This window comes from Prochlorococcus sp. ALOHA_ZT_50 (genome assembly GCF_022447305.1).
GTDB lineage: Bacteria > Cyanobacteriota > Cyanobacteriia > PCC-6307 > Cyanobiaceae > Prochlorococcus_A.
Genome location: NZ_JAKVCI010000011.1, coordinates 1 through 11,949, shown reverse-complemented (window position 1 = coordinate 11,949; position 11,949 = coordinate 1). Strand labels below are relative to the sequence as shown.

Here is an 11,949-nt window from a genome sequence, read left to right as displayed (position 1 = left end):
AAAAGACTCAATCGAATCTTTTTCGGCGGCATGGCCAAGTGGTAAGGCAGAGGATTGCAAATCCTTTATCCCCAGTTCGAATCTGGGTGCCGCCTTATTTAATTTTTTTACACATTTAATTATGAAGTTTTCTAAGAACTTCAATTTGAAATAAAAGGTATAAAGTTTCAATTACTTATTGATATATAGAAAAATGATCTTTTCTTTATTTATTGATAAATAATACCCGATATCTATTAATAAATAAAATTTAATTAATTTATTAATTATTTTCATCAGATTATTTATATATAAATTTGAATTATTTTAGTAATCATTATCTGCTACACACATTCCTAAACATCTAACACCATTTGATGCAGTCCTTTTGCAATGATTACATAAAATGGGATCTTTCTCTGAAGTAAGGTTAATTTTTGAATTATTTTGGTCTTTAAAACTTATTAACTCTTGTGTTGAATCAAATAGAGTCATTCTTAGAATCATCACTTGAGTCGATACTAACAACAAGTGAAGCATTAGTGTTGGAAGAGGGTATATCCATAATTTTTACAGTTTCTTTAGGCTCATCAATAACTTGATTTTCTTCAGTACTCTCATCAACTGCACAAGCTTCAAGAGCCTCTCGAAGTAGTGAATCAAAAGTTGCTCCAGGCAATCTATGTCTAGCAACCTCAAGAAAAGTTCTCGGTAACGATTCAGATGCAGCATCTCGTAAAGCAGGATTATTCTTTCTATGTTCTTGTTCTTCTTCTATTGATTTAATAAACCTCAGTGTGACATCTCTTTTGGTAGAAGCTTTTATCAGCGTATCGTTTTCCGGATTACTAACATTAGGTTCATTTTCAAGATCACTAAGTCTTTTTTCCAAACTATTTAAAACTTCATTAGCTTCTTTACTAATATGCGCTAATTGACCATCGGACAAATTAGGTAAATCAGCGACAAAAACTTTCCCATGATCCCTTAGTGTCAAGAAAGTTGGTCTTGGGCCTTGAGCCTGTCTACCAATTGATTCAGAATTATTACCTATTGGTCTTTTTGGAGGTGTAGGGCCAGCTGAACTACGTCTACGTGTAATTCTTTGATTATTTGCAAAGGGCATTGAATAAAGGTTAAATCTTAATACTTAAACTTCCGATATAATTCGGCGGTAATTTTATTATATTACACCTAACTTTTTCATTTGGGTATAAAAAATAATTTTTTAAAACTCATTTAAAAAAGATAAAAAAATTTAAGTTAAAATTTCTGGCAAAAATTTACTAATTGTTGAATCATTTTTTCGAACTATCTTTCCAATTTCCCAACTATCTATATCATAATCTTTACAGATACTTAATATCGCGTCCTTAAATTGTTTATCAATAATTAAACAAAATCCCACTCCAAGATTGAAAGTATTCCAAAAATCTTTTTCAGGAATCGATCCTTTCTCTTTAAGGAATTTAAATAAAATAGGTATTTCCCAAGAACTGGTATTGATATAAGGAATAAAATCAGAAGGAATACATCTTGGTAAATTTTCTGGAATTCCTCCTCCAGTTATATGAGACATTGCTTTAATTTCTATATTTTCAGATAACATTTGGTTAATCACATTATTGTAAATTTTTGTAGGTTTCAATAACTCATCATAAAAATTTAAGTGAGAAACTTTTTCAAATTCTTTATCTATTTGATTATTGTTTTGAATAATTTTTCTTACTAAACTAAAGCCGTTACTATGAACTCCATTACTTTTTAAAGCAATTATTAAGTCATTTTCAGAGACTTTTTTACCATTAATAAGCTTATCCTCATCAACTATTCCAACACAAAATCCTGCAAGATCATACTTATTTTTTGAATAAAATCCAGGCATTTCAGCAGTTTCTCCGCCGAGTAATGAACAGTTATTTTCTCCGCAGCCATGTGAAATTCCCTGAACAACCCTCAATAATTGTTTCTTATCAAGCTTACCAGTAGCAATATAATCCAGAAAAAATAAAGGTTTTGCACCACTAGTAATGATATCGTTCATGCACATAGCAACTAAATCAATACCAACCTCAAAGTGAAAGTTTTTACTTTGGGCTAATTCTAATTTTGTTCCAACACCATCAGTTCCTGAAACAAGAACTGGTTTTTTAAAACTATCGATAGGAATTCTAAACAAACCTCCGAACCCGCCAATACCCTCAATCACATTAGATGTATGAGTTCCTTCAACTGCCTGTTTAATTTCGGAAACAAATTCTCGCCCAGCTTCTATATCAACACCTGATGTTTTGTAATCCATGAAATAAAAATGATAGACTTTCCCTATATAGATATTCCTCCTAAGATTGCTTTTGTCCAGTAATTATTTATCAAATAGATTTATTTTTTAAAAACAAAGTGAAGAAAGTAATCATAAGGAAAACTGAAGAAATAGAAAATTGGAGGAGAAATATAAATAGTGAAATTAACTTCATTCCAACAATGGGTAATCTTCATAATGGACATATAAAACTAATATCAACAGCAAAAAATGACAATTCTAATGTTAATTTAGTAAGTATTTTTATTAATCCACTTCAATTTGATAACAAGTTAGATTTAGAGAATTACCCTAAAACAATTGATAATGATATAAAAATCTCCTTTTCAAATGGCGCAGATGCCATCTTCATCCCAAGTAATGAAGATATATATCCACCGAATAATAAAAATATTAAATTCCTAAAAGCTCCAATAGAATTATCTTCTGCATTATGTGGATTAAATCGAATTGGACATTTTGATGGCGTTTGTACAGTAGTTTATAGATTACTTAATCTCATCAAGCCAAAAAATCTTTACTTAGGAGAAAAAGATTGGCAACAACTTTTAATTTTAAAAAATCTTGTCCTAAGAAAGAAATTAAATGTTGCTATTAAATCCATTCCTACACAAAGAGATTTTGATGGAATTCCTTTAAGTTCACGTAATGTACATTTATCAAAAAACGAAAGAAAATTGATTAGGTTTTTTTCAAGTGAGTTATTAGAAGCAAAAAAAAATTTTCAACAAGATAAAAAGATCAATTTAAACCAAATAATTAAAAAGCTATCAGCAAAAAAAATTTCAATTGAATATTTAGAACATTTACACCCTCATACACTCCAAAAAGCAAGACTTGAGGATAATATTTCGTTACTGGCTGGTGCGATAAGATGTGGAGAGACAAGATTAATTGATCACGTTTTTCTAATGAAAAGAAGGCCGATTATTGCAATTGATGGTCCTGCAGGTTCAGGTAAAAGTACTGTAACAAAGTTAATAGCGAAGAAACTTAAACTTCTATATTTAGATACTGGCGCAATGTATAGGGCATTGAGTTGGCTTATACTAAAAGAAAATATTGATTATAAAAAAGAAAAAAAATTACAGAATATTCTTAAAGATATATCTATTGTTTTCAAGTCAAATACAAATTCACATCAGGATGTTTATGTTAATAACTACTGTGTTACTGAAGAAATTAGGTCGCAAAAGATAAGTTCCATCGTTTCTAAAATTTCCTCAATAAAAGAAGTAAGAAAATTCTTAGTAGAAGAACAAAGAAAAATTGGAGAATCAGGCGGACTTGTAGCTGAGGGAAGAGATATAGGAACTACTGTTTTTCCTCATGCAGAACTTAAAATATTTTTAACTGCTAGCATCGATGAAAGAGCAAAAAGAAGAAAATCTGATAAAAATAGTAAAGACTCACAAGAAATAGACCTTCATACATTAAAAGAACTTATAAAGAAAAGAGATTTTGAAGATTCCAATAGGGAAATTTCACCTCTAATAAAAGCGAATGACGCAATAGAAATTATTACGGATGGATATACAATTAATGAGGTAGTGGATAAAATTATTGATCTTTATAATGACAAGATTCCTAAAGAGACTGAGATCAAATAAATTCAAGAAATACTTTCCAAAAAACCGTTTACAGAGTCTTCTAAAATATCAAGGACATAATCGAAGCCCTCATCACCTCCAAAATATGGGTCAGGAACTTCTTGCTCATTAAAAACTGATCTAAAATCTTGTATTTTTTTAATTGATGCAAAACCAGTTGAAGCTGTTCTATTTTTAAGATCTTGAATATTTCTAAAATTTGAATCGTCCATCGCAAGAATATAGTTAAATTCGTCAAAATCTTTGCTAGTAATTTGACGAGCCCTGCTTAAGATATTTATATCTCTTCTTTCTGCCGCAATTCTCATCCTAGAGTCAGCTTTTTTTCCAATATGCCAACTCCCAGTTCCAGCAGAATCTACAATAAAGCCATCGGTTAATCCCTTCTTTTCAAGTAGACTTATAAAGATAGCTTCTGCTGCAGGAGACCTACAAATATTTCCCAAACATACAAAAAGAACAGAAATTTTTTTCATATGATTTCAAATTTCAATAAATTATAAGACTTTTAAGTAGTAAATAAAACTTCTTTAATTAAAGATTCAGTAAATTCTTTACCAAACAAACTCGACAACATTGGCCTTGCTGGATCGTTATCTCTTCTATAATTCAAATAATTATTTTGACCGTTTATTAATTCTTTTTGCAGTTCAATATTGACTTCTTTGCTTTCGAAAAGAATTTCCAAATACAAATCAAGATATTCCTTAAATGAGGTATAAAGCTGATTAGCAATTAAAAAATCACTTCTTTCTTCTTTTGGTAATTTTGACCATATTACTCCTGGAGAAAAAAATCTAGCTACATCTGCAGACATTTTTTCAGCTAATGGGAGTGATGAATGACAATGATTTTTGAGTTTTATAAGTTTTTCTAATAACTCATTATTGTATTGATTTTGTATTTTTAATGAAGGCTGAAAATCTAATACTAATAAATGACTATTAGGTAGAGAAACAAAATCTACTCCAAAAAATGGGACGTTATAAATAGTATTAGGAATAATTAAAAAATTTAAAACAGAATAATTTGGACTATTTATACAAACTGCTCTTGCGAATTGAATTCTTTTTTTATGCGTTACACCCCAAGTAGATAGATTCACATTTTTTTTTGATTTTTTTGAACCATAAGTTGAATCTTTATAAGAATATTCCGAGGGTATTGTTTTTTCTAAACAGTTATATTTACTTAAATTATTTGTTAAATATTTTAAAAAATTATGCCATCTCCAATCTGGCCTGTAAAAAATAGTATCTTGTATTAACATTCAATGAATAATCTCATTATTTAATGTAAAAAGAAATTTATTGATAAATTTTTTTGTCCATTTTTCTCCAAAAAAAGATTTAAACAATTTATCTGCAGGGTCTTTTTCAAAACTGTACTTATCATATTTAATTTGATTAATCTTTATTTCTTCTGCATTTAAAAATTGATTAACAGGATTCGATTTATAAATGTTCAAATAATTATTTACAAATGAATGGAATATATTATTTAAATCTCTATCAAGATTTAATTTATTTCCTCTACATATAATCACCCATGGGGAAAAATACTTTTTTGAATCATATATATTCTTCATTTTATTATTATCAAATGCAGAATATTTTTTCTTAATACTACCTAAACTTGAACAATATTTTTCAAGATATTTGCCTTCTTGAATTAAAGGTTGATAATCAAGTATTGCTAATAACTTTTGAGAAGTTCCAAACCATAAAATATCAGCTCCTAAAATAGGCATTTCACTATCAAAATTAGGATATGCGACCGTATTAAACACTTGCAGTTTTTTGCCACCATCTAATCTTGTTATTCGCCACTTTCTATATTCGGGAGATGAAAAAAGCCAATTTTTAATAATATATTTTGAGTCTTCATTGTGATGTTCTTTGAATTCGCTAGATATTTGTACTTCATGACCATTTAATTCATCAATATTGGTTTTAAGGAAATCAACTAATGAATCAAACATAAATATTAGGTCTCGGTACTTCCTTTCCTAACTTTTTTTGTAATGTAATTGAATACAATCTTGCCTAAAACAGCAATCAAGTTACCTTCAAGCTCCTTAAACATTTTCATATTGTAAGTAAAAGCTTGATTAGCTTCATCAATAATTTGATCAGCAGTCTTTTGATTTATTGGAAGTTGATTCAAAGTAAGGGAATATTCTTCCTTGAATTTCTTTTCATCAGCAATTAATTCAAACTCATAAAAATTTAAACCATCATTTCCCTGCAAATTTAATGCTTTTTTAGCGATCCTTTTCAAGATTTGCCCCCCAGATAAATCTCCTATATAGCGAGTGTAGTGGTGACCAACCAATAGCTCTGGTGAATTTTTTGCGACCTCTCGGATTCTTTCAACATATTCTTTTGCTGAGTGAGAAATATTAATTTCATTCTTCCAGTTTTCACCAAAATAAAATTTAAGATCATTTACAAGAGTTTCTTTCCTGAATAATGATTTAAAACCTATAGGTTTTATTACGGGATGTTCCTCATTGACCAGTCTTTCAATTTCTTCTTCCATAGCTTCATAAACAAAATATAAATCACTAATTAATTTTCTATAAGATTTTTTTTCAACAACTCCTTTTAAAAAACAAGCCACAAAGCCAGTATTTTCTGCCATAGTATGGGATTTTTTTGTCCCTTCTCTTAATTGTCCTGCAAGAGCAACTGCCATATATTTTGAATTATTTTTGTAAGTGTATTTAATCTACAAGGAAAATACATAAAACAGCTAATTTTTGTTACCAGCGGATGTTGTAGAGAATAGCTTATAAAGTTCTTTACAAACCAAAAAAAGGTTATCTTTTTGTTCCTTTTGCGGTAGATGAGTACCAGTCATTTCCCAATCACCGATGGTAGCCACTCTCCATCTCTCGGAGGGAACAATCATACCTCGCATTATTATTCCCAACAATTTCGGAACTCTGCCATTATTATCATTTTCAATTCTTAATTGTAAGAGTATTGCTCTACATTCAATAAGAGGACTCCAACCAGGGAAATGAAACGCAAAATCAATAGTATCTTGCATGGATTCATTATTTGAATTGTCCCAGGGACTAAAGTTTACGCTTGCATCTGGAAAATATTTCCGAAACAAAGCTGCAGTGGAAGCAATTTTATTAGCTATTTCAACATTACTTACATTTGAACTCGCATTCATAAGTAGCTGAGTATTTTTTTGAAAATGACATAATTTGCTTTAACTTGCTTATTAACTACTTTTTCTTTTAATAAAGATGTTGAAATGCTGATCAATAAACTATTCTCTATTCACATTTGAATAATAAATTTCTAGGTTTTAAAGAAAATAACTCATCGCAAATTACAATACGAGGAACTTCAATGAGTTATCTTTTATTAATTCAATGCTATGCCAAAATTTGAAAAATTAACTTTACCTAATGAAGGCGAGATAATAACTTTTAATCAAGGCAAACCTAATGTTCCTAATAATCCAATTGTCCCATTTATTAGGGGTGATGGTACTGGAGTTGATATTTGGCCTGCTACTCAAATCGTTCTTGATTCAGCGATTAAAAAAAGCTATGGAGATGAAAGAAAAATTAATTGGTTTAAAGTCTATGCAGGCGATGAAGCTTGTGAACTTTATGGAACATATAACTATCTCCCTCAAGATACTATTGAAGCAATCAAACACTTTGGTGTAGCCATCAAAGGTCCTTTAACGACTCCCATCGGTGGAGGTATTAGATCTCTTAATGTTGCATTAAGGCAAATATTTGATTTATATAGCTGTGTTAGACCATGCAAATATTATTCAGGAACTCCAAGCCCTCACAAAAATCCCCAAAATTTAGACGTTATTGTTTATAGAGAAAATACTGAGGATATCTACATGGGAATTGAATGGGAAGCGGAGGATAATAATTGTCTTGAATTAATTAATCACTTAAATAACGTTGTCATACCAAAAAGTAAAAATTTAAAAAATAGATCTATACCAGACGGATCAGGTATTGGAATAAAACCGGTGAGTAAATCTGGTAGCCAAAGGCATATTAGAAAAGCTATTGAACATGCCAAAAGATTATCAGGAGATAAAAGGCATGTGACTCTTGTACATAAAGGGAATATTATGAAATATACAGAAGGTGCATTTAGAGATTGGGGATATGAATTAGCAGTAAATGAATTTAGAGAAGATTGCATTACAGAAAGAGAAAGCTGGATTTTAGATAATATTCAGAAAAATCCAGAAATTACAATTGAAAATAATGCTCGAAAAATTGAACCAGGTTTTGACAAGCTTACAAATAACAAAAAAGCATTCATTTGCGAAGAAATTAAAGAAGTTATTGCATCAATATCAAATTCTCACGGAGATGGAAAATGGAGAGAACTTATTCTTGTTGATGATCGGATAGCTGATAGTATATTTCAACAAATTCAAACTAGACCTCAAGAATATTCAATTCTTGCAACCTTAAATCTCAATGGAGACTATGTTTCTGATGCAGCTGCAGCAATTGTTGGTGGCCTAGGTATGGCTCCTGGTGCAAATATTGGAGATAATGCAGCAATTTTCGAAGCTACGCACGGTACTGCGCCAAAACATGCAGGCTTAAATAAGATTAATCCAGGCTCAGTAATTCTTAGTGGTGTAATGATGCTTGAATATTTTGGTTGGGATGAGGCAGCTAACTTAATTACTAATGGTTTAAGTAAGGCAATAGAGCAAAAAAAAGTCACCTATGATCTAGCACGCTTAATGGAACCAAAAGTAGAACCCTTATCCTGCAGCAGTTTTGCTGAAGAAATTATCTCAAATTTCTAATTTTAAAAATTATTTTTATTTTCAAAAACTTTCCAAATATTAACCAGTGAATCTTTAGTGCCAATGTTTCCAGGATGAGTAACAATGGGAAGTTTTTCGCCATTTTTTAGGTTGTAAGTCACCACTGAAATGCCAGTTAAAATCTGTCCTTCAAGATAAACATAATCTGCATTAAGTCCTTTACTAAGAATCAAATTTGTTGTTATTCCACCTTTTGAAATCAAATATCCTATTTCATACTTCAAATCTGCGACTAATTCAGCAATAAAACAAGCAAGTAAATTATAAAAATTAAATAGTTCAGAAGAATCTAAAGACATAAATTTTCTTGAAGTAAACAAAACAGGAGTTTTTCCTTTCTCAAAAGAAAATCTAATTTCTTTCAAAAATTTATTTTTAAACAAATTCCTTCGCTTCTGATTATTATCTGATGAAGTAATTTTAAAGAATTCAAAAACATCTAATTCAACTGGATTGCAATTACTTATCTCTAATAAATTATTCAATTGTATTGTTGAAAGTTCTACATAAGATCCAACAATTATCAGTCCTGGAAGAAAACTCTTTTCTTTATTTCTTATTCTTAAATTAGAGAAAAATATTTCACTCTGAGAGACACTTTTTTTCTCAGAAATTGAACTTATAAAACTTGCTGCAGTTCGAAAAAGGAATTTTTTTTGTTTAATTAATTTTTTAATTACTAAAGAAAATTTTTTTAGTTGAGAATAATTTTCTACATCTACAACTACATGTTTATTATTCTTCAAGTTCTTTAGTGTTTTAAAAACAATATTATTTTCTTCATCATTTAGCATTTCGATATCTGACAATAAAAGATTTTGAATATCTTCAAAATTTATTTGCGATTTACTCTGCTGAAATAAAAGATTCTTGACATTACTTGTCTCATATCCAAAAATTTTATCTGTTGCAAAAATTGTTTGACTAATAGGAGTTTTATCAACAAAATGAGATCCATTAATTGTTAATCTTTTACCCTCTATGAAAGCTGGAATATGAAAAGTAGCATCAAAAGGACCTAAGCAACTATTTAGGGCACTTGGCTCTAAAAAGTTATGTCCTCGAAGAGTAGAGTCTCCTCTACTTATAAAAATAATTTCTTCTTCATAGGCTTGAGAAGTAATTACAGTCTTAAGATTTTTGCAAATTTCCTCTATTGTTAATTTCGCATCATTTTCCGATAGTGACCTTGTATTAGCCAAAATAAAAAATAAATTAGATTTAGATTCAAAACCTTTGACTAAAGTTGAGCAGTCCCACTTAAGCAGTAATAAGCAATCGTGAACAGTTTGAGAGCCTGTGGGATCATCATCTATAACGACAAATTTCATAAGTATTGCAAAATTACTTAAGAGATTTTATTTGTATTGAGGCATTTAACCTTTTACTATCATTTGAAGGAATCATAATGTTTCTAAATCCATCAACAAAAGAATTTCGGGGACTAGTCCAAGGTTCGAGACATATCATTCTTCTTGGAGGATCACTCCAAATAACGCCTAAATCAAAAGGATATGGATGATTTAAAGTTACCTCTCTTTTAAAAATTTTATCTCGAAAAGAGCTTCTACCGGAAGTATACATAAGTAGATCAACTCCTAAATTAATTTTGTTTAATTCATCCAAAGTATTACTTATAGTATTTCTTTCTTGATCCTGACAATTAAGTGGATTATCAACAAACTCTAAATTTTTGAAATCTGAAACATTAAAATAAGGATGCAAACCAAAATTTATAGGCATAGCAAAGTCTGTTTTGTTATGGATTGTAATTTCAAATTCTAAAGAGTTAATTTTTAAGGTAACTTCTATTTTTAGTTCGAAATCGAAAGGATAATATTTTTTGGTTTTTTTAGATGCATTTAAGAATAAGCATAAAAATTTTTCATTTTCATTGAAGGAGTATTGCCATTGCAAATCCCTAGCGAAACCATGTTGTGGTAATTGCAAATAACCATTTCCAAATACTGAACTAGAGGTATTGAGATTTCCACAAATTGGAAACAAGATTGGAATGCCTCCCCTAATACTTTTTGTCTTATCCATAAATCTTGTTTCATCGAAATAAAGTATTTCATTACCATCCGAAACCCAATTTGTAATAACGCCTCCTCTTTCAGGACAAAATTTAATGTAATTATTTTTATCTAATTGAAAGACAAAAATTCCTTGGTCCTTATTAGATAATTCAAGTTTCACGATTATTACTTAAAGAGAATCAACCCAATCCAAAATATGCTGATTAACTAATTCAGGTATCTCATCATGAGGACAATGTCCTGCATCAAGAATAATTTCTTTTGTATTCTTTGGTGTAAATTTTTTATATAGATTTCTTTTTTTTGGAGTGTTCATCCATGGATCTTTCCCTCCCCAAAGAAGTAATAATGGTGCATTTAGTTTTGCGAATAGCTTATCCAACGGCAATCCCTGAGGACCTGATGGGTTAAATACACTTCTAAAAACATTAAAAGCTCCGAAATCTAGAGAAGGCTTCCTTATTGACTCAACTAAAAAATCATCAACATTTTTTTTATCAACATAAACTTGATTCAAAGTTTTTTTAATATTTTTTGGATTTCTCATATTCTCAAAAATCAAACGTTGAAGAACAATATTTTTCAAAAATATGCCGGCAACTGTTTCAATTGAAGTTTGCAACATATTCTTTTTGATAGTTTTTTCTTCACTAAAATATCCTGCAGCATTAAGTAATATCACTCCTGCATTTAGCTCATTTAATTCTGCACCAGCTGCTAATGCTGCATAACCACCTAATGAATTTCCAACAACAATTGTAGGTTTTTTTATTTTCTCTTTTACATAAGCGACAACCTGATCTTTCCATAAAGATCCTGAGTATTCGACGTCTTGAGGCTTAGGACTTTTTCCAAAACCGAGTAAATCCATAGCATGAACTTCGTATTTTGTACTCAAAACAGGGATATTAAATCTCCAATGATCCGTAGAAGCACCGAAACCATGAATTAATAAAATTGCGTATTCTTTAGATGTTTGTTCAGGCTTAGCAGAAACAGTATGTATTGGGTAATTTAAAAAATTCCAGTCATAATTTACATCACTATCTATCTGAGCTGATTTTTCCATTTATTGAAAATATTATATTGGTCGATTCTAATAAACTTATTTCTTAAAGAAGACCGACAGGATCAGCTGCAACATCATCTGAAATTT

13 protein-coding genes and 1 tRNA gene are annotated in these 11,949 nt (G+C 29.9%); 3 read left to right on the top strand and 11 right to left on the bottom strand.

Features of this window, described 5'->3' with window-relative positions; genetic code table 11:
* Window positions 1–24: 24 nt before the first annotated feature.
* Window positions 25–95 (top strand) — tRNA-Cys (locus MK115_RS03815).
* A 211-nt stretch (window positions 96–306) separates the two neighbouring features.
* On the opposite strand, the gene MK115_RS03810 is transcribed toward MK115_RS03815, so the two are convergent.
* The 3 genes from MK115_RS03810 to purM form a co-directional block, all read right to left on the bottom strand.
* Window positions 307–474: a DUF8639 family protein gene (locus MK115_RS03810; protein ID WP_179850891.1), complete on the bottom strand. Its 168-nt coding sequence runs from the start codon at window positions 472–474 to the stop codon at window positions 307–309.
* Entirely contained in the window at window positions 461–1,105 is a 645-nt protein-coding gene (locus tag MK115_RS03805; protein ID WP_011863691.1) for a DUF8655 family protein, read from the bottom strand. The genes MK115_RS03810 and MK115_RS03805 overlap by 14 nt, the downstream gene beginning before the upstream one ends.
* A 132-nt stretch (window positions 1,106–1,237) precedes the next feature.
* Window positions 1,238–2,281, bottom strand: a complete 1,044-nt coding sequence (purM, locus tag MK115_RS03800) for a phosphoribosylformylglycinamidine cyclo-ligase (RefSeq protein ID WP_287609426.1) — start codon at window positions 2,279–2,281, stop codon at window positions 1,238–1,240.
* Between the two features lie 98 nt (window positions 2,282–2,379).
* Here purM and MK115_RS03795 point away from each other — a divergent pair, with 98 nt between their 5' ends.
* Window positions 2,380–3,912 (top strand): bifunctional pantoate--beta-alanine ligase/(d)CMP kinase, encoded by a 1,533-nt coding sequence (locus tag MK115_RS03795; RefSeq protein WP_287609424.1) that lies wholly within the window; start codon window positions 2,380–2,382, stop codon window positions 3,910–3,912.
* Window positions 3,913–3,914: 2 nt separating this feature from the next.
* On the opposite strand, the gene MK115_RS03790 is transcribed toward MK115_RS03795, so the two are convergent.
* The 5 genes from MK115_RS03790 to MK115_RS03770 are packed head-to-tail and all read right to left on the bottom strand — an operon-like array spanning window position 3,915 to window position 7,098.
* Complete coding sequence (locus MK115_RS03790; RefSeq protein WP_287609422.1) at window positions 3,915–4,388, bottom strand: low molecular weight protein-tyrosine-phosphatase; 474 nt, start codon at window positions 4,386–4,388, stop codon at window positions 3,915–3,917.
* A gap of 32 nt (window positions 4,389–4,420) precedes the next feature.
* Window positions 4,421–5,182: a phycoerythrobilin:ferredoxin oxidoreductase gene (locus tag MK115_RS03785; RefSeq protein WP_287609420.1), complete on the bottom strand. Its 762-nt coding sequence runs from the start codon at window positions 5,180–5,182 to the stop codon at window positions 4,421–4,423.
* Complete coding sequence (locus tag MK115_RS03780; protein WP_287609418.1) at window positions 5,183–5,893, bottom strand: 15,16-dihydrobiliverdin:ferredoxin oxidoreductase; 711 nt, start codon at window positions 5,891–5,893, stop codon at window positions 5,183–5,185.
* A gap of 5 nt (window positions 5,894–5,898) precedes the next feature.
* Entirely contained in the window at window positions 5,899–6,609 is a 711-nt protein-coding gene (locus tag MK115_RS03775; protein ID WP_011863697.1) for a biliverdin-producing heme oxygenase, read from the bottom strand.
* Window positions 6,610–6,666: 57 nt separating this feature from the next.
* Window positions 6,667–7,098: a Tery_1686 family protein gene (locus MK115_RS03770; protein ID WP_032516106.1), complete on the bottom strand. Its 432-nt coding sequence runs from the start codon at window positions 7,096–7,098 to the stop codon at window positions 6,667–6,669.
* Window positions 7,099–7,308: 210 nt separating this feature from the next.
* On the opposite strand from MK115_RS03770, the gene MK115_RS03765 reads away from it, so the two are divergent.
* The gene (locus MK115_RS03765; RefSeq protein WP_287609413.1) at window positions 7,309–8,733 is read left to right on the top strand and encodes an NADP-dependent isocitrate dehydrogenase; all 1,425 of its coding nucleotides are present in this window, start codon (window positions 7,309–7,311) and stop codon (window positions 8,731–8,733) included.
* A 2-nt stretch (window positions 8,734–8,735) separates the two neighbouring features.
* Here the strand turns inward: MK115_RS03765 and MK115_RS03760 are convergent, their stop codons facing one another.
* The 3 genes from MK115_RS03760 to MK115_RS03750 are packed head-to-tail and all read right to left on the bottom strand — an operon-like array spanning window position 8,736 to window position 11,862.
* Window positions 8,736–10,085, bottom strand: a complete 1,350-nt coding sequence (locus tag MK115_RS03760; RefSeq protein ID WP_287609411.1) for a four-carbon acid sugar kinase family protein — start codon at window positions 10,083–10,085, stop codon at window positions 8,736–8,738.
* Window positions 10,086–10,098: 13 nt separating this feature from the next.
* The gene (locus MK115_RS03755; protein ID WP_287609410.1) at window positions 10,099–10,953 is read right to left on the bottom strand and encodes an aldose epimerase family protein; all 855 of its coding nucleotides are present in this window, start codon (window positions 10,951–10,953) and stop codon (window positions 10,099–10,101) included.
* Window positions 10,954–10,962: 9 nt separating this feature from the next.
* Window positions 10,963–11,862, bottom strand: coding sequence for an alpha/beta fold hydrolase (locus tag MK115_RS03750; protein WP_287609408.1), 900 nt, complete (start codon window positions 11,860–11,862; stop codon window positions 10,963–10,965).
* Window positions 11,863–11,949: the final 87 nt, after the last annotated feature.